This window comes from Candidatus Latescibacterota bacterium, from assembly GCA_020633725.1.
Lineage (GTDB): Bacteria > Krumholzibacteriota > Krumholzibacteriia > JACNKJ01 > JACNKJ01 > VGXI01.
In genome coordinates this window covers 884,002-904,263 of the sequence record JACKDC010000001.1, presented here as the reverse complement: position 1 = coordinate 904,263, position 20,262 = coordinate 884,002, and the positions used below count along the sequence as shown (strand labels likewise).

Annotated in this window: 17 protein-coding genes; 12 read left to right on the top strand and 5 right to left on the bottom strand. The window is 72.5% G+C overall.

Going from position 1 to position 20,262, the window contains the following annotated elements; genetic code table 11:
- Window positions 1-46 precede the first annotated feature (46 nt).
- Genes H6693_03970 through H6693_03955 form a run of 4 tightly spaced genes read left to right on the top strand, consistent with a single transcriptional unit; the run spans window position 47 to window position 4,573 of the window.
- Window positions 47-1,357 (top strand): hypothetical protein, encoded by a 1,311-nt coding sequence (locus H6693_03970; GenBank protein MCB9515328.1) that lies wholly within the window; start codon window positions 47-49, stop codon window positions 1,355-1,357.
- Window positions 1,350-2,600 carry a hypothetical protein gene (locus tag H6693_03965; protein ID MCB9515327.1) on the top strand — a complete coding sequence of 417 codons (1,251 nt, stop codon included), beginning with the start codon at window positions 1,350-1,352 and terminating at the stop codon, window positions 2,598-2,600. The genes H6693_03970 and H6693_03965 overlap by 8 nt, the downstream gene beginning before the upstream one ends.
- A 26-nt stretch (window positions 2,601-2,626) precedes the next feature.
- Window positions 2,627-3,448 carry a tetratricopeptide repeat protein gene (locus H6693_03960; GenBank protein ID MCB9515326.1) on the top strand — a complete coding sequence of 274 codons (822 nt, stop codon included), beginning with the start codon at window positions 2,627-2,629 and terminating at the stop codon, window positions 3,446-3,448.
- A gap of 60 nt (window positions 3,449-3,508) precedes the next feature.
- Window positions 3,509-4,573, top strand: a complete 1,065-nt coding sequence (locus H6693_03955; GenBank protein MCB9515325.1) for a hypothetical protein — start codon at window positions 3,509-3,511, stop codon at window positions 4,571-4,573.
- Here H6693_03955 and H6693_03950 read toward each other — a convergent pair.
- Window positions 4,570-5,442: an MBL fold metallo-hydrolase gene (locus H6693_03950; protein MCB9515324.1), complete on the bottom strand. Its 873-nt coding sequence runs from the start codon at window positions 5,440-5,442 to the stop codon at window positions 4,570-4,572. The two genes, H6693_03955 and H6693_03950, sit on opposite strands and share 4 nt — an antisense overlap.
- A 92-nt stretch (window positions 5,443-5,534) precedes the next feature.
- Here H6693_03950 and H6693_03945 point away from each other — a divergent pair, with 92 nt between their 5' ends.
- The gene (locus H6693_03945; protein MCB9515323.1) at window positions 5,535-6,377 is read left to right on the top strand and encodes an inositol monophosphatase; all 843 of its coding nucleotides are present in this window, start codon (window positions 5,535-5,537) and stop codon (window positions 6,375-6,377) included.
- On the opposite strand, the gene H6693_03940 is transcribed toward H6693_03945, so the two are convergent.
- Window positions 6,374-7,030 (bottom strand): methyltransferase, encoded by a 657-nt coding sequence (locus H6693_03940; protein MCB9515322.1) that lies wholly within the window; start codon window positions 7,028-7,030, stop codon window positions 6,374-6,376. The genes H6693_03945 and H6693_03940 overlap by 4 nt on opposite strands.
- A gap of 146 nt (window positions 7,031-7,176) precedes the next feature.
- Here H6693_03940 and H6693_03935 point away from each other — a divergent pair, with 146 nt between their 5' ends.
- The 5 genes from H6693_03935 to H6693_03915 are packed head-to-tail and all read left to right on the top strand — an operon-like array spanning window position 7,177 to window position 12,898.
- Window positions 7,177-8,886 carry a cytochrome c biogenesis protein ResB gene (locus H6693_03935; GenBank protein ID MCB9515321.1) on the top strand — a complete coding sequence of 570 codons (1,710 nt, stop codon included), beginning with the start codon at window positions 7,177-7,179 and terminating at the stop codon, window positions 8,884-8,886.
- A complete protein-coding gene (gene ccsA, locus H6693_03930) occupies window positions 8,883-10,754 on the top strand; it encodes a cytochrome c biogenesis protein CcsA (protein ID MCB9515320.1) in 1,872 nt (623 codons plus the stop codon). The genes H6693_03935 and ccsA overlap by 4 nt, the downstream gene beginning before the upstream one ends.
- Window positions 10,751-11,008, top strand: coding sequence for a MoaD/ThiS family protein (locus tag H6693_03925; GenBank protein MCB9515319.1), 258 nt, complete (start codon window positions 10,751-10,753; stop codon window positions 11,006-11,008). The genes ccsA and H6693_03925 overlap by 4 nt, the downstream gene beginning before the upstream one ends.
- Window positions 11,009-11,036: 28 nt before the next feature.
- The gene (locus H6693_03920) at window positions 11,037-11,417 is read left to right on the top strand and encodes a molybdenum cofactor biosynthesis protein MoaE (protein ID MCB9515318.1); all 381 of its coding nucleotides are present in this window, start codon (window positions 11,037-11,039) and stop codon (window positions 11,415-11,417) included.
- Window positions 11,414-12,898, top strand: a complete 1,485-nt coding sequence (locus tag H6693_03915) for a leucyl aminopeptidase (protein ID MCB9515317.1) — start codon at window positions 11,414-11,416, stop codon at window positions 12,896-12,898. Before H6693_03920 ends, H6693_03915 begins: the two co-directional genes overlap by 4 nt.
- Here the strand turns inward: H6693_03915 and H6693_03910 are convergent.
- Window positions 12,895-14,145 carry a glycosyltransferase family 4 protein gene (locus tag H6693_03910; GenBank protein ID MCB9515316.1) on the bottom strand — a complete coding sequence of 417 codons (1,251 nt, stop codon included), beginning with the start codon at window positions 14,143-14,145 and terminating at the stop codon, window positions 12,895-12,897. The genes H6693_03915 and H6693_03910 overlap by 4 nt on opposite strands.
- Window positions 14,142-16,577, bottom strand: coding sequence for a glycosyltransferase (locus H6693_03905; GenBank protein MCB9515315.1), 2,436 nt, complete (start codon window positions 16,575-16,577; stop codon window positions 14,142-14,144). Before H6693_03905 ends, H6693_03910 begins: the two co-directional genes overlap by 4 nt.
- Before the next feature lie 83 nt (window positions 16,578-16,660).
- On the opposite strand from H6693_03905, the gene acpS reads away from it, so the two are divergent.
- On the top strand, window positions 16,661-17,044 hold the full coding sequence (gene acpS / locus H6693_03900; protein ID MCB9515314.1) for a holo-ACP synthase: 384 nt from the start codon (window positions 16,661-16,663) through the stop codon (window positions 17,042-17,044).
- A complete protein-coding gene (locus H6693_03895) occupies window positions 17,041-17,571 on the top strand; it encodes an NYN domain-containing protein (GenBank protein ID MCB9515313.1) in 531 nt (176 codons plus the stop codon). Before acpS ends, H6693_03895 begins: the two co-directional genes overlap by 4 nt.
- Here H6693_03895 and H6693_03890 read toward each other — a convergent pair.
- Window positions 17,568-20,204, bottom strand: coding sequence for a transglutaminase domain-containing protein (locus H6693_03890; protein MCB9515312.1), 2,637 nt, complete (start codon window positions 20,202-20,204; stop codon window positions 17,568-17,570). The genes H6693_03895 and H6693_03890 overlap by 4 nt on opposite strands.
- Window positions 20,205-20,262 lie beyond the last annotated feature (58 nt).

Genomic DNA, 20,262 nt, shown 5'->3' with positions numbered 1-20,262 from the left:
GCCCCTGCCTGGGCAGCGCTCCCCCCGTCGAAGGAATGCCACGCCCTTGATCCCTCCTCGTCCGCAAGTCTGGCGCCTGCTGGCGCCCGCCTGGCTGCTCGCCCTGCTGGCCCTGGGGATGGGATGCCTCGAGCCCGGCGACACACCGCTCGGTGCCGAGTACAGCCCCGCCCCGCTGCCCGACGACGCGGCGGTCTACGCCGCCCGCGGGGCCGCGCTGAACCTCCGCGTCACCCGGATCGAGGAGAGCCACCCGCTCTTCGACACCGAGGTGCTCGCCTGCGGCGCCGACTCCGCCAGCGGCTTCCGCGCCGAACCCGTCTTCCGCTTCGACTGCGGGCAGTTCACGCCCTACGTCGCCGGCATCGAGACGGCCCGGCTCGCGCCCACCTTCCCCGACGCGGGCGGCGACTCGCCGTGGGCCGGCGACAATCCCGACCTGGGCCGCGACGTGGTGGTGAGCGTCTGGCGCCTGCCGGACATGGACTTCGAGAACGTCGTGCTGGATCAGGCCGTGCGGGACATCCCCGGCGCCTGGCCGGTGACGGGCGTCGTGGACACGCTGCTCAGCGCCGCCACGCTCAGCCTGCCGCCCGAGAGCCTCGAAGTCTGGATCGCCGCCGGCGACACGGTGAACCTGGCGCTGGCCTACGAGGACGCCCTGAGCGAGCCGGGCCTCGTGCGGCTCATCAGCAGGCGGTCCAGCGCCACGGCGACGACCCTGCAGATCGAGTCGGTGTCGGTCAACGAGGACCCGCAGTCGCTCGAACCCTTCGACGACGGCAACGCCGCGACCAAGGACGACACGGGCGCGGCTTTCACCGACCGCCTGGTCCTGGCCACCGGCGTCACCCGCGATGCGCTGCTCCAGTTCGACCTGCCGGATTCGCTGCGCGACCCGGACATCATCCTCGTGCGCGCGGTGCTCCAGCTCTGGCCCGACGACGGCAGCCTGGTGGGCCTCAGCCCCGGCGACCGCGCGGACAACGACGTGGGCGGCTTCGCGCTGGACGAGGGCGGCCTCACCGTGAAGATCCAGGCCGTCGACGACAGCCTGCCGGGCTCGGCCGGCTTCGACGAGGGCCGGGTCCTCGAGCAGCGCCTGGCGCTCTTCACGGCGGCGGACGATCCGGCCGAGACCGACCCGCCCACGGTGATCGCCGCGCCGCTGGCGCTGCCGCTCACCACCTGGCTCCAGGACTGGGCCAACGGCGACGACGAGAACCACGGCGTCACCCTGCGGCTGAACGGCGCCACCGAGCGCCTGCGCCAGGTGGCCTACCTGCTGGATCCGGCGGACGCCGAACTGTCGCCCCGCCTGGAACTGCTCTACCTGCGGAGGCCGGACTTTGACTAGCGCCGCCCGCACCCGCGCCGCCGTCCTGTTCGCCTGCCTCTGCGCGGCGACGGTTGCGCGGGCCGAGAGCCTCTTCGAGCTCACGCCGCCCGGCGAGCCGCTGCTGGCCCTGGACGCCCACGCCATCGCCCTCGCCGGCGCCTCCGAGGCGCGCTGGCATCTGGAGAGCGGACTGCCTTCCAACCCGGCGCAGCTCGTGGCCATCGACGGCGTGAGCTTCGCGACGGTGATCCAGTGGCGTCGCGGCCTGCGCGACCTGGAGGGGGCGGGCGCCAACTGGGACGAGACGCGCCAGGACTTCCCCGCCTTCCAGATCAGCGCCGCCTTCCCGCGCGGCATCCGCTTCGGCGCCGGCTACCGGGCCGACCTGCGCAGCCGCGGCGCGTTCAGCAGCACGGTGCCCATCGATCTCGAGGGGAACACGGATTCCTACCGGCTGGCCTTCAGCCAGGACGGCGGCCTCAGCCGTTTCCCGCTGAGCCTCGCGATGCCCCTGGGCGAGCGCACGCGACTGGGCATCGGCCTCAATCTGTATCGCGGCAACCGGAACCAGGAATGGCTCTTCGACTTCCCCAACGCCAGCAGCGGCGACCCGGATCAGGGCTACCAGGACCGCAGGGTGCGCCGTCAGGCGCGCTGGCACGGCAAGGGGCTGGCGCTCGGGCTGCAGTCCCGTCCGCTGGGGCCGCGGGCGGCCTTCTCGCTGCGCTGGGAAGCCGGGGCCGATCTCGAGGGCGAGGCGCGCACGGAGACCGCCGGCGAGACCGACGTGGAACTGGTGGCGCTGTCCGGCCGCATGCCGTCGCGCTGGGCGCTGGGCTGCGCGTTCGAGCTGGCGAAGGGCGGCATCGCCTCGCTCCAGTGGGAGCACGAGGCCTGGAGCGACTACGAGGCGCCGTTGCCGGCCGCGACCCTGCAGGACGTGGACCGCGTCGCCCTCGGCCTCGAGTGGCTGCTGGGCGGGCCCAGCCGTCCGGGTCATCGGCGGCAGCCGCTGCCCCTTCGCCTCGGCGTCCGACATGGCCGCTGGCCCGCGCCCGATCCGGTGACGGGCGGCGAGGTCATGGAGACGACCCTCGGTCTGGGGACGGGCATCGACGTGCAGTCGGGCCGCGGCTCGCTGGACCTGGCCCTGTTCTGGCAGCATCTCGGCGTGGACGGCGGAGCCGGCGAGCGGCGTTTCGGTCTCGCCCTCAGCCTGCGCACGTCGGAACACTGGTCGCGGCGCACCCAGCCCTACTAGTCTTGCGCAACGCAGAAGGAGTCGCCATGTCACATCGCACTGTTCTCGTTCTCGCCCTGGCGCTGGTCCTGGTCTCGGGGCTGGCGGCCTGCAACCGGGCAGTCTCCCAGGCGGAACTGGACGCCCTGGAGGCCATGCCGCAGCCGGAGCGCGTCGCCAAGCTCGAAGCGCTGTGGGCGAAGTACCCGGACGACATCCACCTGCCCGACCTGCTCGCCAAGGCCCGCTGGGAGGACTACGCCGACATGGACGGCACCGCGCGCATCGAGGCCGTGAAGGCCGACCTGCGGGCCGACGCGGAGGACCCGGTCACGTCGAAGCTGCTCGGCGACGCCTACTACGACTACGCGCGCAGCGGCGGGGGCGTGAACTACCTCGACAGCGCGCTCTTCGCCTACGAGAACGCCGCTCTCAAGGACCCGAACTTCCTCAGCGCCGTGGGCAGCGTGGGCTCGCTCTACGACGAGAAGGAGGACTTCGGCTCGGCGATCCAGTGGTACGAGAAGGCGCTCGAGCTGGAGCCCGACCACGTGCCGACGCTCTGCAACATCGGCGCGAGCCACTACAACAAGGGCGACTACGCCGTGGCGATCGACTACTATCGTCAGGCCCTCGCGCTGGATCCCGACAGCCAGGACGCCCACTACAACCTGGGCGTCGCCTTCGCGGAGGCGACGATCTATCGCGAGGCGATCGCGGAGTGGGGCAAGGTCATCGCGGTGGACAGCACCACCGCCATCGCCAAGCAGGCGATCAAGAACTCGGGACTGCTGCAGGACGTGCTCGACGAGACCGTCTACAAGAACGGGCGCAAGAGCCGCCGGCTCAACCTGAAGAACACGGAGTAGCCCGCCCCGCGGCGGGGGCGGACGGCCGCGAGGCCAGAACCAGCCTAGCGAGGAGGAGTGATGAAGCGAGTCGTTCACGTGGTCGGGACGGGCACCATCGGCGAGCCCCTGATCGGATTGCTGGTGGAGCACAAGCGGGAGCTGGGCATCGACGAGGTGACCTTCCACAAGCGCACGCCCACGCCGCTCGACCAGCCCAAGATCAAGGACCTCATCCGCCGGGGCGCCAAGCTCTGCGTGGACGAGGGCGCGCGCGCCGGCTTCCAGGCCATGGACCTGGAGACCTCCCACGAGTCGGAGGACGCCATCGAGCGGGCGCAGGTCATCATCGACTGCACGCCCTCCGGCAACAGCATGAAGGAGTCGGTCTACTCGAAGTACGACGACGGCCGCCGCCTCTTCGTCGCCCAGGGCAGCGAGTTCGGCTTCGGCAAGCCCTACGCGCGCGGCATCAACGACGAGACCCTGCGCCACGGCGAGGAGCGCTTCCTGCAGGTCGTGAGCTGCAACACGCACAACATCTCGGCGGTGATCCAGACCGTGGCGCTCGAGCCCCACGGCGACGACAACCTGGAGCGCGGCCGCTTCCACTGCCTGCGGCGGGCGAACGACATCAGCCAGGCCGGCAGCTTCATCCCCGCGCCCGAGGTGGGCAAGCACGGCGATCCGCGCTTCGGCACGCACCACGCGCGCGACGCGTATCACCTCTACCTGACCAAGGGCCTGGACCTGGACCTCTTCTCCAGCGCGATGAAGATGAACACGCAGTACATGCACATCATCCACTTCGCGCTCACGCTGCGCCGGCCCACCAGCCGCGAGACCATCGTCGAGCAGATCAAGAGCAACGACCGCCTGTCGCGCACGAACCAGTCCAGCGCGGGCGTCGTGTTCTCCTTCGGCCGCGACCACGGCCACTACGGGCGCATCCTCAACCAGACGGTCTTCGCCCTGCCCACGCTGCACATCAGCGAGAACGGCAGGGAGGTCTCCGGCTACTGCTTCACGCCCCAGGACGGCAACAGCCTCCTGAGCAGCGCGGCGGCCGCCGTGTGGCACTTCTACCCTGACGAGACCGTCGAGCGCCTCGACTGTCTCCGGCCCTTCTTCTTCAGCGAGGTCTAACCGGCCTCGTCGACGAGATCCGCCAGGGAGAGCGGCCGGAACACCGGCCGCTCTCCCTTTTTCGTGGGCACCCAGTCCAGGCGTCCGCTGGGCGACTCGCGCTCGTGCTCGAAGTAGAGGAGCCAGTCCTCCTCGCGCTGCCGCTCGAGGATCGCGCGCTTCGTCTCCAGCGTGTCGAGGGGGTAGAGGTCGTAGCTCATGATCCAGGGCAGCGGCAGGTGGCTGCTGGTGGGGATGAGATCGGCCGCGTAGAGGAGGCGCCGCCCGCCGGGCAGGTCCAGCAGCAGGGACTGGTGGTGCGCCGTGTGCCCGGGCGTGGGCAGCAGCGTGATGCCGGGCAGCAGCTCCGTCTCCCCCTCCACGAGATCCAGCAGCCCCGCCTCCTGGACGGGCAGGAAGTTGCGCGCGAGGTAGCTCGCCCGGCTGCGCTCGTGGGGCTGGGTGGCGTCGAGCCACTCGCCCCGCTGCACCACGTAGCGCGCGTTGGGGAAGCTGGGCTCGGCGTGGCCGGCGGCGTCGAGGCGCGTGTTGCCGCCGCAGTGGTCGAAGTGCAGGTGCGTGTTGACCACGTGGGTGACGTCCTCGCGCGCGAGGCCTCGCTCGGCGAGGGCGTCGAAGAGGTCGCGCTCGCGCTCGAGGGCGAACTGGTCGGCGAAGACGTCGCCCTCCTTGTCGCCGACGCCCGTGTCCACCAGCAGCACCACGCCGGGCGCCTCCACCAGCAGGCAGTTGAGGCCCAGCAGGATGCGGTTCTGGTCGTCGGCGGGGTCGTTCTGCTCCCAGAGCACGCGGGGGACGACGCCGAACATGGCGCCGCCGTCGAGGCGGAAGCTGCCGTCGCTGAGGGTGCTGAGTCGCTGGATGGCCATGGTTCTCCTTCGGTGGTTGGCGTGCGAGGGATTGTCGCTTAGCTTATGCAAACCCGTTGCACATGCAAGCGCCCGGACGGGCAGGAGGTGACGTGAGCGGTCCCTGGAACGAGAGCCTTCACCGCCGTCTCCTCGACGGCGTGCGCGCCGTGGGGGACTACCAGCTCGAGCACTACGGGGCGCTGGCGCCCGCGAGCCTGCGCACCAAGAGCGGCCACAGCGACCTGGTGACCGCCGTGGACACGGAGAGCGAGTCGCGTCTGGCCGCGCTGCTCCACGCCCTGCTGCCCGAGGCGGCCCAGCTCGGCGAGGAGGGCCTGCGCCGCCCCGGCGCGGGCGAGCTCACCTGGATCGTCGACCCCCTGGACGGCACCACCAACTACGCCCACGAGCACCCCTTCTTCTGCATCTCCGTGGCCCTGGTGCGGGGTCGCGAGCCGGTCCTGGGCGTGATCCACGCGCCGCGCCTGGGGGAGACCTTCCACGGCTGGGGCGGCCGCGCCTGGGCGGACGACGCCCCGCTGGCCGTGAGCGCGCGCAGGTCGCCCGAGACCGGCCTCTTCGCCACGGGCTTCGCCGACCGTCGGCAGGGCAACGGCCGCGCGGACGTCAACCTGGGCAACCTGGAGCGGATCCTCCACGCCAGCCGGGGCGTGCGCCGGGCCGGCAGCGCGGCGCTGGATCTGGCCTTCACGGCCGCCGGCCGCCTCGACGGCTTCTGGGAGATGGGGCTCAACCCCTGGGACGTGGCCGCCGGCATCTACCTCGTGCGCGCGGCGGGGGGCCGCGTCACCGACTTCCGCGGCGCGGTGGACGCGCTGGCGGGCGACCAGATCGTCGCCAGCAGCGGGCGGGTCCACGACTGGATGCTGGGGCTCCTCGAGCTCGCGCCCGCCTTCGACCGCGCCCCGGCGGCGCTCTTCGGCGGCGCCTAGCGCCGGCGCAGGGTGACGAGGCGCAGGGGACGCCAGCGATCGTCCACGCGCGCCCGCAGCCGGCGTTCGCTCACGGCGAAGCGGGCCGCGAGCGCGTCCACGCAGGCCGCCCCCACGGCGCGGCCGGGCTCCACGAGCAGCGCGCGCCCACGGGCGTTGAGGGCGGCGTCGAGCCAGCGGACCAGGGGCTCCGCAAAGGCGCGCTCGTAGAGCAGGTCCGCGCCGAGCACGGTGTCGTAGCGGACGGGCGGCGGGTCGTTCCAGTCCAGGCAGCGCACGCGCCGCGGGTCCAGTCCGTTGAGACGCAGGTTGGCCTCGGCGACCGCGCAGGCCTCGGGATCGCGGTCGGCGAGCTCCAGGTCCCAGCCGAGGCGCAGGGCCACGAGGCCGGCGAGACCGAGCCCGCAGCCCAGCTCGAGGGCCCGCCCCGGGCGACGGGGACCGCCGCCCGCCGCCAGCCAGGCCGCGAGTCCGACCGCGCTTGGCCACAGTTCGGCCCAGTAGGGGATGCGCTGCTCCGCGTCGGGGTCCGCGGGGTCGAGGCGCTCCAGGAGCGCGTCGACCGAGGGCGGGCGGTGAAGATGGACCGGCGTGGGAAACCCTGGCAGACGAAGCCGCGCCCGGCGCAACTCGAGGGCGTCGAAAGGATTCACAACGCGGGAACTCCTCTTGCTAAGTGCTGTAGGCGCTTGCTGTTGATAATCTCGCCGCGCTGTGCTTAATTGAGCGCGGCCGCCGCTGCCGCGGGGCCTGCGGCCCCTGCGGGGCGCCGGTCGATTTCCCCGACCTGGAAGGACCCATGAACGCGCGCTTCCGAACCAATCCGATCGTTCGCCTCCTGGCCTCGCTCAAGCTGATGGTCTTTCTCGTCCTCGTCTTCGCGCTGGCGAGCGGGGTGGCCACCTTCATCGAGAGCGCCTACGGCACGCCCGCGGCGCGCGCGCTGGTCTACAACGCCCTCTGGTTCGAGGTGACCATCGGCCTGCTGATCGTCAACCTCATCGCGCTGCTTCTGGCGCGCTGGCCCTACCGGCCGAGCCAGTACGGCTTCGTGCTGATCCACATCTCCGTGATCGTCATCCTCATCAGCGCGGCCATCACGCGCTTCTTCGGCTACGAAGGGATGATGCACATCCGCGAGGGCTCGTCCAGCAGCAGCATCCAGTCCACCAAGGACTACGTGGAGCTGATCGACGGGGACCGCATGGACGGCTTCCCCGTCCTGCTCTGGAAGGCAGGGCCCGCCCACGCGTCGGGCAAGGCCACCCTCGGCGGCGAGACCTACCATCTCGAGGTCAAGGAGTTCTGGCCGCACTTCAGCGAGCAGCTGATGGAGTCCGACAGCGGCCCGGCCGCGATCAACTTCGCCGTGGCCGGGGGGAACGGCATGGAGCGCCGCACCCTCACGGGCGGCGAGAGCATCCGCAGCGGGGACGTCCAGATCACCTTCCACGACGGCGCCCTGCCGCCGGCCGGCGCCACCGCCCCGCTGGGAAGCATCACCGCGCGCGTGGCCGGCAAGGTGGCCGTGCTGCCGGTGAGCCGCGACGCCACGGCCACGGCCGAGCTGGCCGGCTATTCGCTGCGCGTGACGGAGTTCCACCCGGACTACGCGCGCCGCAACGACAGCCCCGAGCCCACGGCCATGAACAACCCCATGGCGCGCGTCGAGATCACCGGCCCGGACGGCGCCACCGCCGAGCGCGTGCTCTTCGCCTTCTTCCCCGACTTCGGCATGGACCACCCCGGCAGCGAGACGCCCATGGCCGAGCTGGCGCTCGTCTACGACTACGGGCGCCGTCTCGAGTTCGGCGTGGCCGACGGCAAGCTCGCGGCCCGCGCCAGCTTCCCCCTGGAAGTGGTGGACATGGGCAGCGGTCAGGCCGACCACGAGCAGCCGGGCGGCGAGACCTTCAGCCCGGCGATGATGACGCTGCACCGCTCCGGCAACTTCAGCCTCGTGATCACCGCCTTCTTCGAGCACGCGGCGATGCAGCCCGCGGCGAGCGCCGACGAGAACTCGCCCGCGGCGGCGCGCGTCGCGGTGCGCGGCCCCGGCGGCGAGCAGGTGGAGAAGGTGCTGCGCCGGGGCGAGCCGCAGCGCGTGAGCCTCGGCGGCAAGGACTTCGACCTCAGCTTCGGCCCGCGGATGATCGACGTTCCCTACCGCGTCGAGCTCGACGACTTCCTGCTGCTCACCTATCCGGGCAGCAACAACCCCGCGAGCTACGAGAGCCACGTGAAGCTCTACGACGAGGACGCCGGCATCAACGGCCGCCCGGTGCGGATCTACATGAACCATCCGCTCACCTACAAGGGCTTCAAGCACTTCCAGTCGTCCTACGACCCGGACCACCGCGGCACGGTGCTGTCGGTGAACCACGATCCCGGCAAGTGGCCCACCTACTTCGGCTACATTCTCATTGGTCTCGGATTCCTGTTGATCCTGTTCAAGGGACTGATGACGCGCGGCGCGTCAGGCAACGGTTCCCGGAAGGAGAAGTCATGAGTCGCACCTCCCTTGGGCGTTCGCTCCCGACCCTGCTGCTGACCCTGCTCCTCGTGGCGGGCCTCGGCACCGGTCAGGCGCTGGCGCAGTACGGCGGTGAGGAGGAGGGGCAGCAGGCCACCGATCAGGGCATGGAAGGCGCCGCGGGCATGGCGCAGGAGCAGGAGGCGACGTCCGAGGACGCGCACGCCGGCCACGTCCACATGCCCGCCGCGGCGCCGGCCAAGAACTTCCTGTCCGCGGAGAGCCGGGAAGCGCTCCGGCGGCTCACCGTGCAGGACTTCCAGGGCCGCATGAAGCCCCTGGACACGCTCAGCCGCGAGATGGTGATGAAGGTCACCAAGCGCACCCACTTCGACGGCTGGGAACCGCTGGATCTCTACCTGAGCTGGATGATCTCCCCGCGCTACTGGTTCGACCAGCCCGTGATCGCGGTCCGCTTCCCGGGCCTGAAGGACCGCCTGGGCGTGTCGCAGGAGACGAAGTACGTCACGCCCGCGAGCCTGCTCGACGGCCAGGGCCAGTACCTGCTGGGCGACGAGGTCGAGGAGGCGCTGCGCACGGCCGACCGCGACCGCAGCAAGCTGCAGCGCAAGCTGCTCTCCTTCGACGAGCGCGTCAACCTGGTCTTCATGAACTTCCAGCGCAGCACGCTGCGCATCTATCCGCAGCCCGAGGACGAGAAGAACACCTGGCTGGCCATGGACCGTCTCAGCGAGGCCATGCGCATGGATCCGCGCTTCGCGGAGTTCCAGCGCGCGGACCAGACCCTCTTCTCCGCGCTGGCCGCCGGCGACGACGGCGAGATCCGCGCCGCCGCGACCCTGGTGGGCGCGCTGCAGGACAAGTACGGGCACGAGGTCAGCGTCCACGACCGGGCCCTCAAGGCCGAGCTGGTGCTCAACGACTACCAGCCCTTCGTGAAGATCATCCCCTACTACTTCCTGGCCTGGGCGCTGATGCTCTCGGCCTACGTGCTCAGCCTGGCGCGCCGGCAGGGCCGCGCCTACACGCTCAAGCACCCGCTCTACCTCATCGGCTCGCTGGTCTACTGGGGCACGCTGCTGATCCACGTGTCGTCCTTCGTGCTGCGCTGGGTCGCCTCGGGGCGCGCGCCGGTGAGCAACGGCTACGAGTCGCTGATCTGGATCAGCCTGATGGTGGGCACCGCCGGCTTCCTGTTCGAGCTGAAGGACCGCCACGCCCTGATCGCCAGCCTGGGCTCGCTGCTCACGGCCATCGTGCTCTCGGTGTCGCTGCTGTCCACCTTCGATCCGGCCATCGGGCCGCTGGTGCCCGTGCTGGCGAGCTACTGGCTCAACATCCACGTGACGATCATCACCAGCAGCTACGGCTTCCTCGGCCTGTCGGGGCTGATGGCCATGACGATCCTGGTGCTCTACCTCTTCAAGGGGCCGGGCCGCGACACCGTGCAGGGCGCCATCGGCCAGCTGCACCGCATGCACTGGTACGTGCTCGTCACGGGCCTCGGCCTGCTCAGCGTGGGCACCCTGCTCGGCGGCGTCTGGGCCAACGAGTCCTGGGGACGCTACTGGGGCTGGGACGCCAAGGAGACCTGGAGCCTGGTGACGATCCTCGTCTACAGCGCCGTCACCCACATGCGCTTCATCCGCGGCGTGGACGGCCCCTGGACCATGGCCACGGCGAGCTTCCTCTCGCTGTCGGCCGTGATCATGACCTACTTCGGCGTGAACTACTTCCTCGTGGGCCTGCACTCCTACGCCGCGGGCGACGCGACCAAGGTGCCCACCTGGGTGATCTACGCCGTCATCGGCGCGCTGGTCCTCGTGCTGGCCTCCTGGCTGGTGGACCGCAATCGTCACTGGCGGACCGGGGCGCCTGCGTGAGCACGGGCCCGCAGCTGACCGTCAAGCTCTTCGGCGCCTACCGCGACGCGGTGGGCGCCGAGTCCCTTGTAAGGCCCTGCCCGCCCGGCCTTCGTCTCGGCGCGCTCTGGGCCCAGCTCTGCGCCGAGTGGCCCGATCTGGCGCCCCTGGCGGCCGCGCGTCTCGGGGCCGTGAACCTCGACTACGCCGACGACGACCACCCGCTCGCCCCGGGCGACGAGGTGGCCTTCTTCCCCCCGGTCTCGGGGGGTTAGCGTGGACGTCCCCCGCGACCACTTCCACGTGGGCGAGGCGCCGCTGGACCTCGAGCCCCTGATCGCCGCGGTGAGCGGCCCCGGCCACGGCGCCGTGGCCGTCTTCCTGGGCGTGGTGCGCGCCGAGGGCGACGTCGTCGCCCTGGACTACGAGGCCTACCCCGCCATGGCGACGCGGCAGATGGCCGCCCTCGCCGACGCCCTTCGCGCGGCGCACGGCCCGCTGGCCGTCGCCTGCGCGCATCGCGTGGGGCGGCTGGACGTGGGCGTCGTCTCCCTGGCCCTGGCCGTGGGCGCGCCGCACCGGCGCGAGGCCTTCGCGGCCGCCGCGGACTTCGTGGACCGACTCAAGCGGAGCGTTCCCATCTGGAAGCGCGACCTGACCCTGGACGAGAGGAGCGAGACGTGACGATGACACTCAGGGTGGACGCCGCCGCCGACCCGGCGCGCCAGGACAACGTGGTGCTCTTCGGCAGCGTGGAGGACGGCATCGACGCCGCCGGACGCGATCTGCCCATCCTGGCCCGCGCGGCCGCGCTGCGCGCGCTGGGCGACTTCACCGGCAAGCTCGGCGCGACGAGCCTGCTCTACGACGACAGCGGCAGCCGCCGCTGGCTCCTGGTGGGGCTCGGCGAGAAGGCCAAGGTGAACGGCCGCGCCTGGCGCGCCGCGGGCGCCGCCGCGCAGGTGACGCTGGCGGGGCTCGGCGCGGAGTCGGCGACCTGCGTTCTGCCTGCGGGTGCCCGCGTCGGCGAGCTCGCCACCGGGCTGCTGCTCTCCGGCTACCGCTACGACCGCTACCTGCAGAGCGAGGACGCCAAGGCCAAGCACCTCGCGTCGGCCACGCTCGTGCCCGCGCCGGGCGACGACGTCGCCGCGGCCATCGCGGCCCTGTCCCGCGCGGAGTGCCACGCCCGGGGGGCGTCGCTCGCCCGCGACCTGATGAACGGCCCGGGCAACGCGGTCACGCCGAGCCATCTCGCGGCGGCCGCCACGGCCATCGCCGCCGAGTCCGGCGGACGCATCCGCTGCCGCGTTCTCGGCGAGCCGGAGCTGGAGGCCGAGAACTGCCGGGCCATCCTCGCGGTGGGGGCCGGCAGCGCGGAGGAGAGCAAGCTGATCGTCCTCGAGTACGCGCCCACGGGCAAGGTGCCGGCGGGGCGGACGCTGGCGCTGGTGGGCAAGGGCGTCACCTTCGACACGGGCGGAATCAGCATCAAGCCCGCGGCGCTGATGGAGGAGATGAAGTACGACATGGGCGGCGCCGCCGCGGTGCTCGGCGTCTTCCGCGCGCTGGCCGAGCTGGATCTGCCGGTGAAGGTGGTGGGGCTCGTCCCCACGGTGGAGAACATGCCCGACGGCCGTTCCTACCGGCCCGGGGACATCGTGGTGACGCGCAGCGGGCTGTCCATCGAGATCAAGAACACCGACGCCGAGGGGCGCGTGATCCTGTCAGACGCCCTCGACTACGCGAAGGACTTCGCGCCAGATCTCTTGATCGACCTGGCCACGCTGACCGGCGCCTGCGTGGTGGCCCTCGCGCACGAGGCGGCCGGGCTCATGGCCAACGACGCCGGCGAGGCCTTCGTGGCCGACCTGCGCGAGAGCGGCGACCGCAGCGGCGAGCGGGTCTGGCCGCTGCCGATGTACGCCGAGTACGAGGAGCTCATCAAGAGCGACGTGGCGGACATGTGCAACACCGGCGGCCGCTACGGCGGGGCCATCGCGGCGGCCAAGCTGCTGCAGCGCTTCGCGGATCACTCGCCGTGGATTCACCTGGACATCGCCGGAACGGCCTGGACCGGCAAGGAGCGCGACATCACGCCCAAGGGCGGCAACGGCTTCGGCGTGCGCCTGCTGATGGACTTCATCGAGGGCTTCGGCAGCTAGCGCGCCAGCTTCGCCACGATGGCGGCCACCAGGCCGTCCATCACCGCGGCCCGATCGAAGCGGGGCAGCACGAAACGCTGTCCCGCTTCGCCCATGGCGCGCGCGGCCGCGGGGTCGTCGCGCAGGCGCGCGATCGCGTCGCGATAGCTCGCGAGATCCTCGGGCGCCGCGGCCAGTCCGCCGCCGCTCTCGGCCAGCAGCGCGGCGGCCTCGCCGGCCACGCCCAGCAGCACGGGCGGACGGCAGGCGAGGAAGTCGAAGAGCTTGCTCGGGATGAAGGTCGCGAAGACGGGATCCGCCTTCAGCGGCACCAGCAGCAGGTCCGACGCGTTCAGCACCGGCGTGACGGCCTCCAGCGGCACCTGCGGGTGCAGGACCACCCGGTCCGCCAGCCCCTCCGCCGCCACGCGCGCCTGGAGCCGGGCGCGCAGCGGGCCGTCGCCGACGAACAGGAAGACGATCCCCGGGTCCTCGCGATAGCTGGCCGCCAGGTCCAGCAGGAAGTCCATCCCCTGGGCGATGCCGAAGAGCCCCGCGAAGGTCACCGTGAAGCGGTCGCCGAGGCCCAGCGTCTCGCGCAGCGCCGGGTCGCGGGGGCCGTCGTGGAAGATCGCGGGCAGCGTGCCGTTGGGCGCCCAGGTGAGCTTGTCGCGCGCGATGCCCTTGGCCGCGATGGCGTCCAGGAAGCCGCGCGTCACCGCGGGGATGAGCAGCGCGCGCCGGTAGAGGAAGCGCTCCACGCGCGCCGCGGCGCGGATCATCCAGGGGCGGCTGAGCTCGCCCAGCGCGACGGCGGCGTCCGGCCACAGGTCGCGCACGTCCATCACGAAGCGCGCGCGCCGCAGCGCGGACAGCGCCCAGCCGGCCATGGCCACGGGCAGCGGCGGGCTGGTGGCCACGACCAGGTCCACCGGACCCAGGCGACGGAAGGCCGCCAGCGTGGCCATCACCATGTAGCTCAGGTAGAAGGCGAGGCGCGTGCGGAAGGTCTTCACCGGGCTCGCCGCCACCCAGACGCGGAGGACGCGGTAGCCGTCCAGCGTCTCCCAGACGAAGCGCTTGCCGCGGTACTCGGGCGGGATCACGCCGTGCGGGTGGTTGGGGACCTCGCAGATCACGGTGACGCGATGGCCGGCGCGCGCGAAGGCGCGGGCCAGCTCGCGGGCGCGGGTCTGCGTGGCGCCCACCTCGGGGTGGAAGTACTGCGACAGCAGCACGACGCCCAGACCGCTGCGGGCGCGCCTCATCGCTGCGCCGCGCGGGCGGCCGCGGCGGCGTAGACCTGCGCGTAGCCCTCCAGCAGGCGACGCCAGTCGCGCTCTGCCTCCACCCAGCGCCGGGCGGAGGCCGCCAGCGCCTGGCGCCTGGCCGGGTCGGCCGCCAGCGCCTCGAGCGTGGCGCGAAATGCGGCGGCGTCGTCGCGGGAGAAGAGCAGGCCGTTCACGCCCGGCAGCACGAGCTCGCGGTGCCCGCCGATGTCGCTGGCGAGGACGACCCGCTCCGCCGCCATGGCCTCCAGCGGCTTCAGCGGCGTGACGAGCTCCGTGACGCGCAGGCTGAGGCGGGGCAGCACCACGAAATCCAGCAGCGCGTACCAGTCGGCGACCTCGGCGTGCGGAACCGAGCCCGGCGCCAGGATCCGGTCCTCGACGCCCAGCTCCCGCGCCAGCGCGAGGAGGCGGGGACGGTCCTGTCCGTCACCGATGAGCAGGAGTCGCCAGGGCTCGGGCAGCGCCGCGAGCTGCTCCACGAGCCACGGCAGTCCCTCGAGTCGGCCCATGCTGCCAACGAAGCCCAGCACGTGCCCGGGCGTGAGGCCCAGCCCGCGAGCCCGCGCGGGATCGGGCGCCACCGGCTGCAGTGCCTGGGTGTCGACGCCGTTGGGCATCAGGAAGAGCCGGTCGGAGGGGATGCCCCGCGCGACGAAGTCCGCACGCATCCCCTCGCCCAGCGTGACCACGGCGTCCGCGGCCGCCATCGCGCGCTCCTCGACGCGGCGCTTCTTGCGGTAGAGCCAGCCGCCTGAACGCGTGTTCCCCACCAGCGACTCGGTTTCCTCCGTGAGTCCGCGGACCTCGTAGACCACGGGGAGGGCGGGGACCCCGGCGCGCCGCGCGGCGCGACGCGCCAGGTTCAGGTTGAACGCGGGCGAGTGGGCGTGGAGCAGCGCCGGGCGCGCGTCGCGCAGGATGGCCGCCACCCGTCCGGCCAGCAACCGGTCGAGCACCGCCTTCTGCGCGAAGACGAGGAAGCGCCGCCAGCCCAGGCGTCCGCGCCGCCGATCCGTGCCCGGCAGGCGCAGGCGGTGGTAGAGGATGCCCTCCCGACTCTCCCGGCTGCCCTCGCTCCAGCGCGCGCCCTGGAAGGGCCCCGTGGTCGCCGACACCTGCCAGCCGAGGTCGCGCTGCCCCTGCAGGATGTAGCGGCTCCGGATGGCGTAGCCGTTGTGGTCGGGCTCGCTGTTGTAGAGGAGGTGCAGCACGCGTCCTCGAGGCGCGGACCGCGCCGCGCCCTCCAGCACCCCGGCATAGATCGCTTCCAGCCGCTCCGCGTGCGCTTCCCAGTCCATCTCGCGCGCGCGTTCCCGCGCAGCTTCGCCGATCCGACCGCGCAGTTCGGGGTCGGCGGCCAGCCGCCGCAGGGCGGCGGCGAGCGTGTCGACCTCGACGTCGGGGAGGAGCAGCCCGTCGCGCTCCGGCGCGATGACGTCCGCGATGCCTTCGCCCGCCGGCGCGATCACCGGCAACCCCGCCGCCATGGCCTCGAGGTAGACGATCCCGAAGGACTCGCCGGTGGCCGGCAGCGCGAAGATGTCCGCGGCTCGCAGCGCCGCCGCCAGCTCCTCCCGCGTCAGGGCGGGGCTCCAGGCCACGGCGAGGCCCGCGGCTTCCGCTTGATGGCGAAGCGCCGGCGCCTGCGGACCATCGCCCACCACGTGCAGGCGCAGCGCGAGCCCGGACGTGGCCACGCGGGCCATGGCCTCGATCAGGCGGTCCACGTTCTTGCTCGGCACGAGGTTCGCCACGCAGATCACCTGCAGCGGATCCTCGCGCAGCGGGAGCGGCGCGGCGGCGAGGAAGAGGTCCCGCCGAAAGCCGTTGGCGACCACCGCGCCGCGATCCACGGGCAGACCGCGCGCGCCGGCGCGCCGCAGCGCGGCGCTGCTCGGAAAGATCACGGCGGTCGCGTCGGCGAACGCGTCGTGGAGCGTGTCGTGCACGGCGGCCGCCCAGCGCGGGGCGCGCAGCACGTCCGAGCCGTGGCTCGTGACCACGTAGGGGAGTCCCAGCGTGGCGGCGAGTCGCCGCGCGGCCGCGCCGTCGGGCACGCCGGCATGGGCGTGGAGCAGATCGAAACGGCCGCGAAGTCCCTCCAGCAGCGGTTCCACGGCCCGCGCCATCCGCGCGCTGGCCCCCGCGAAGCCCAGGCGTCGGGGCAGCAGCAGGTAGCGCGGATGGCGGAGGGTGATGCCCTCGAAGCTGCGCCGGGCGGGGATGCGCGCGAGCCGTCGCCACTCGCCGCTCAGCCAGGCGAGCCCCGGCGGCGTGTGGGGCAGGGGAGCGATCACCTCGATCTCGTGCCCGCGCGCGCGCAACGCCAGCAGGCCTTCGTGGACGAAGACGCCGTAGTGCTCGCGCCCCGGCTGCGGGTACATGTGGCTGAGAACGAGGATTTTCACGCGCGGCAGGGTAGCACCGCGCCCGCAGGGCGGCAAGCGCGACCCGGCTTGCCAGTTTCGCGTCCAGCGACTAGCATGGGCGGGTGATCCTCGGCATCGGCATCGATCTCGCCCCGCCCGCGCGTCTGCGCCAGGCCTGGGCCCGACGCGGCGAGCGCTTCCTCGCGCGGCTCTTCACGCCCGCGGAGCGCGCCGACTGCGCGCGCGCCCGCGACCCCTGGCCCCACTACGCAAGTCGCTTCGCCGCCAAGGAGGCCTTTCTCAAGGCGCTGGGCACGGGCCTCGCCGACGGCCTGTCCTGGCAGGACATCGAACTGCGCCGCGACGCTCTCGGCAAGCCGACGCTCCACCTCGCCGGCCGCGCAGCGGCGCTGGCGGCCGAGCGCGGCGTGACGCGCGTGCACGTCAGCCTGAGCGATCTGCCGGAGCTCTCCGTCGCGCAGGTGCTGCTGGAGGGCGCGCCGTGAAGGAGCGCTGGGTCGACGGCTTCAACGTGATGCACCTGCTGCCGGAGCTGGTGGCGCGGCTGGAGTCGGATCCCGAGGGCGCCCGGCGGCGCTTCCTGCGCCTCCTGGCGCCGCTGGTCTTCCGCAGCGGCGAGCGCTGGACCGTGGTCTTCGACGGGCCGCGCGGGGGACGGGCAAAGGCGCCGGGACCGATCGACGTGATCTACGCACCGCACGCCGACAGCTGGATCGTGGAGGCGCTGGAGCGGCATCGTCATCCCGACGCGGTGACGGTGGTGAGCAGCGACGAGAAGGACATCGGCCGCCGCGCCCGCGCCCTGGGCGCCTCCGTGCAGTCTGCCGCCTCGTTGCTGCGCGCCCTGGCGGGGGACGACGCGCCCCCGGAGCCTGCCGAGCCCGAGAAGCCGGACTCCGTGTCGCCCGAAGAGGTCGACTTCTGGCTCGACGCCTTCGGCGGCGGCGCCTCCGGCGAACCCAAACGCCGCTTCGACACCCTCAAGGGCGACGATCCAGACCCCGAATCCTAGCGCGCCGCCGCCTCCTCCAGGTCCAGCACGAGGTTCAGATGCTGGTCCACGGCCGTGTCGAAGCCCGAGCGGCAGTAGCGGAATTCCCCGTTCAGCTTGAGCATGACGATGGGCAGATCGGGCCAGGGCTGTCCCTGAGCTACAGCCTGCGTCTCCATGAAGTCCTTCGAGAAGTGAACGGGGAAACAGTCGGTGCAGTCTGTGCTTCCGAAGCCGGCCGCTTCCAGGAGATCGGTGGGCGCCGCCTCGCTGCTGGCGGCGAAGACGAGCGCCACGCCACGACCGCGGAGGCGATGGCGGACGTGACCCAGCGCCTCGATCATGCGCGTGGCCGGCTCGCCGGGGGCGAAGATGAAGAGCAGGCAGTCGGGCCCCGGTTCGACTGGGGGGAGTAGCCCGCCCGCCAGGCGGTCGAGCAGCCGCTGCGGCTCGTCCACGTTCACGAAGGCCTCGCCCGGCTCCCAGCCGGGCCCGATGTCCAAGGGCAGGCTCACCGTCGTCAGCGAATCAGGGCTCACATGGAAGCGGCGCAGGCGCCCGTAGACGCTGCCGCCGGGCACGCGGTTCGCGCTGCTGAAGACGAAGTCGCCGGCGTCCCAGTCCTGCTCGCCGAGCACGGGCTCCCACCACGGCGAGCTGAAGGCGCCGTCCTCGAGCCGCGCGACGTTGAAGTGCCGGTAGGACTCGGCGGCGGGATACGGCGCGCCGCCCCAGGTGACCGCGAGGTCGAGGCGCCCGGTGGCCGCCGCGCCCGGCGCGCCCTCCTCGACGCGCGTGCCCGTGGACGGGTCCACGCCGATCCAGCCGTCGAGCCAGACCTCGGCGCGGCCGTTGCGAACGCGCGCGGGCCAGCCGTTGCGGCGGGCCAGACCCACGAGGGCGACGCGCAGGTCGGCGTCGGTGCCGAGACCGAGCCGCCAGCACTGGTCGGGGCTCAGCGGCGCGCCGTGGTAGGTGGCCTCGACGGACGTCGTACGCGCGGCGAAGGCGGCGAGCAGTGCGTCGAGGCTGGCGGGCGCGTCGGCCGCGAGGGGCAGCAGCGGGAGCGCCGCGCGCCAGTCGGTGGCGGGTTCGTAGTGCAGGCGGTCGGGCAGCACGGCCTGCCGGTAGAGCGAGTCGGGAAGGGTGAGCCCCACGGCCTCGAGACGCCGGCGCACCGCGCGGCCCGCGGCCAGCTCGGCGGCGATCTGCCCGGGCGACAGCTCGAAGAGATCCTTGTCGTCGCAGGCCTCCAGCCAGGCGAGCAGGTCCTCCCGGGCGAGCGAGTCGCCGGCCGCCGCGAGCAGTGTGGTCAGCGCGCTGGCGCGGGGGAAGGGCGTCGCCAGCAGCGCGGTGAAGCGCGCGCGCTGGGCCGGCGGCAGGGCGTCCACCTGCGCCTGCTCGTCCGCGTCGAGCGCGCGGAGCTTCGCGCGGTCGGCGGCGTGGGCGCGAACGGCGCGGTTCATGCCGCCCTCTTGCATCGGGGTGACGCGGTTCTCGTCGCGGGCGGGGGTGGCGTCGCCCTCGGGATAGCGCAGCCAGAAGCCGGGGGCGGCGTCGAGGTCGTAGCGGTCCTCCTCGCCCAGGGTGACGTCCACGCGCTCGCCGGGGCGACCGCTCACGACGCGCAGGTAGAGCGCCGAGTCGCTGCCGGCCGTCAGGGCGTACTCGCCGGGGCCCAGCGCCAGCGCATCGCCGCTGTCCATGCGGGCGAGGCCGCGCAGGTTGCCGAAGTTCAGCACGTTGACGTTGAGCGGGGGATCGTCGCGCTCCGCGACTTCGAGCGTCGCGGCGAGGCCGGGTGAGAGCGAGGCGCGCAGCGTGAAGGGCGTGCCGTAGACGGCGGTGGAGTTGATGGCCGTGGCGCCGTCCGCGCGGCGATACAGCGGCTCGGGCGCGGGATCGAACTCGCCGTAGCCGGTGGAGCGCACGAAGCCGGCGCGGCTGGCGGGCCCGGTGAACCAGGCGCGATCGAGGCAGCGGTCGGGCTCGCAGCCGCCGAGGTAGTGCCAGCGTCCGTCGGCCCAGACCTCCACCCAGGCGTGGTTGTTGTCGGTGAAGGTCCAGTAGGGGGTCGAGCAGCTGCGCGCGGGGAGACCGGCGGCGCGCAGGGCGCAGATGGTGAGGATCATCTCCTCTTCGCAGCGGCCCACGCCGCGCTCCACCGTGCCGAGCGGGCCCATGTCGCGCCCGCTGGTGGGGGTGAAGGTGGCCTGTTCGCGGCACCAGCGATTGACGGCCAGCGCCACGTCCTCCATGTCGCGCGCCCCCTCGAGCCGCGGCAGCAGTTCCGCGCGGAAGCGCGCACGCCAGGGCTGGGCCGGCTCCTGGCTCACGCGATGGGGCACCACGTAGTGCAGCCAGAGCGCGTGGGGGATCGCGTCACTATGGGTCGTGGCTGCCAGCTCCACATGTTCGCGCAGGAGCGGCAGGTCGAGCGCGGCGCAGTCCGAGAGCGGCAGCCAGGCGAGGATCCAGTTGGCGGCCTCGCGCTCGAGGGAGTCCTGGGGCAGCGTGTCCAGCCAGGCGGCGATGCGGGCGCCGTCGAGGTGGCGGGCGAGGGTGGCGTCCACCCGCTCCGCGAGGGTGGGTTCGGCGCTCGCGCGGAGCGGCAGGGCGGCGAGCAGCAGGACGATGAGCAGCGAACGGCGCACGACAACCTCCCGGAAGCGGGTCGGCCCAGTGTAGCGGACCGGCGCACGGCAGGCGAGA

Coding starts and splice junctions, on each gene's coding strand:
- H6693_03960 (MCB9515326.1), top strand. CDS start 2,627: ATGTCACATCGCACTGTTCTCGTTCTCGCCCTGGCGCTGGTCCTGGTC.
- H6693_03955 (MCB9515325.1), top strand. CDS start 3,509: ATGAAGCGAGTCGTTCACGTGGTCGGGACGGGCACCATCGGCGAGCCC.
- H6693_03950 (MCB9515324.1), bottom strand. CDS start 5,442: ATGGCCATCCAGCGACTCAGCACCCTCAGCGACGGCAGCTTCCGCCTC.
- H6693_03935 (MCB9515321.1), top strand. CDS start 7,177: ATGAACGCGCGCTTCCGAACCAATCCGATCGTTCGCCTCCTGGCCTCG.
- ccsA (MCB9515320.1), top strand. CDS start 8,883: ATGAGTCGCACCTCCCTTGGGCGTTCGCTCCCGACCCTGCTGCTGACC.
- H6693_03910 (MCB9515316.1), bottom strand. CDS start 14,145: ATGAGGCGCGCCCGCAGCGGTCTGGGCGTCGTGCTGCTGTCGCAGTAC.